This is a genomic window from Variovorax sp. P4_D9, assembly GCF_056401695.1.
This window is the reverse complement of the sequence record NZ_JBFUIU010001437.1, coordinates 1-1,382: the sequence shown is the minus strand read 5'-3', so window position 1 is coordinate 1,382 and position 1,382 is coordinate 1. Positions and strand designations below refer to the sequence as shown.

The following is a 1,382-nucleotide window of genomic DNA, read 5'->3' as shown; positions in this document are numbered from 1 at the left end:
GCAGTGTCCGGCACCGGTCAACGCCGCAGCGGCGGAAATGCTGCTGGACGCGATGGGTGATCGGCCCTACCTCGACGTGCTCGCCTCGGCGGTGCGGATGCTCCTGAAGACCGACGGGCACGACCCGGCTCCGGCAACGGCAGAGCGCATGCCAGCGATTTCCTGGCAGCCGCGCGTGGTCTTCAACACCCTAGTGGACCACGCCAGCGATCCCGAGCGCCAGCGGGTGTTCCAGTCGCTAGACTTCCACATCGAACAGGCCCTGCGATTGCTGGAGGAGCTGCCGAAGGCCGCCTCCGCCAGTGCAAATCCGGTCACCTGGACCGTGGAGCATCCCGCCCATCGGCGCGCCATCCCGCACCACCGCTCCTTCCTGCGCGAGCGCGACTTCGACAGGCATCTCGTCGAGCTCACGCACGAGATCACCCATGTCCTAAGCTACCTACCTGGGACACCTCGGGGTGGCCGTGGCCTGCCTGCGCGTGGCGGACTTCGACAACGAGATCGCCATGTGGTCCCGTGCCTTCCCCGATCCGACGCCGGCCGACGAGGTCGAACGGCGGGTCGCGCAGGGTCCGGCACCGCTCCTGCCCGGGGATGCGAKCTTCCTTTCAAGAGCGGATCTCGGGGTCGAACTGGCGGCGAAGGCAAGGGCGCTGCACGACATCTGGTCTCCCTGGCTCGAGGGCTTGGCGGTCTTTGCGGAGACCTCGGCGGACCCCACATCCGACCCGGCGCGGATCAACCCCGTCACCCGCGCCTTGAGGGGCATGCTGGACTTCGCGCTTCCCACCAGAGTCGACGCGGCCGAGCAGCGCCGGCGATACGAGCTCCTGGTCGCGACGCAGGACGTCGCTCAGGCGAACGGGGCTGCGCTTTCCTGATCGCCTCCGCGCACCGGTCCTCGAAGTCCTTCACGAATGCCTTGACCGCTTCGCTGCGATTGAGCACCCGCCGCAGTTCGCGCCGGAATCGGTTGCTGCGAACGGCGTTCCTGGCGGACTACTTCGTCAATGAAGCAGGCCGAGCTGCACACCGGCCTCGTAGGTCGGGTCACCCCGGGCAGCAAAACGCCCTGAAGCGCGCCATCTACACCGGGCGGGTCAGTCTGGCGCAGGTCAAGCGCGTCGACGAGATGCAGGCGGTGGCCGACGCATTGAGCCTGCTGGCCAACATCGTGATGGCGTGGAACACGACGCAGATGCAGGCGGTGCTGGATCGCTGGGCCAATCGGCGCCAGGTCATCCCGCCAGAACTCATCGGGTGGATCGCGCCCAAACGGCTGGAGGGCATCAATCTGCGCGGCGTCTTCCGCTTCCCGATCGAGCGCTACGCCGACCAGCTCCTACCGTCACATGCTGCAGCGAAAACGAGCGCCGTGC

At 67.4% G+C, this 1,382-nt stretch carries 2 protein-coding genes and 1 pseudogene; 2 read left to right on the top strand and 1 reads right to left on the bottom strand.

What is annotated here, in order from left to right; genetic code table 11:
- Positions 1-238: 238 nt before the first annotated feature.
- Positions 239-430 (bottom strand): hypothetical protein, encoded by a 192-nt coding sequence (locus AC1DY5_RS55750; RefSeq protein WP_478122724.1) that lies wholly within the window; start codon positions 428-430, stop codon positions 239-241.
- Between the two features lie 31 nt (positions 431-461).
- Between AC1DY5_RS55750 and AC1DY5_RS55745 the strand changes: the two genes are divergently transcribed.
- Together AC1DY5_RS55745 and AC1DY5_RS55740 are read left to right on the top strand one after the other, a co-directional pair.
- Entirely contained in the window at positions 462-884 is a 423-nt protein-coding gene (locus AC1DY5_RS55745) for a hypothetical protein (protein WP_478122723.1), read from the top strand.
- 89 nt (positions 885-973) lie between these two features.
- Positions 974-1,382 (top strand): annotated as a pseudogene (locus AC1DY5_RS55740) (Tn3 family transposase); the annotation flags it as partial.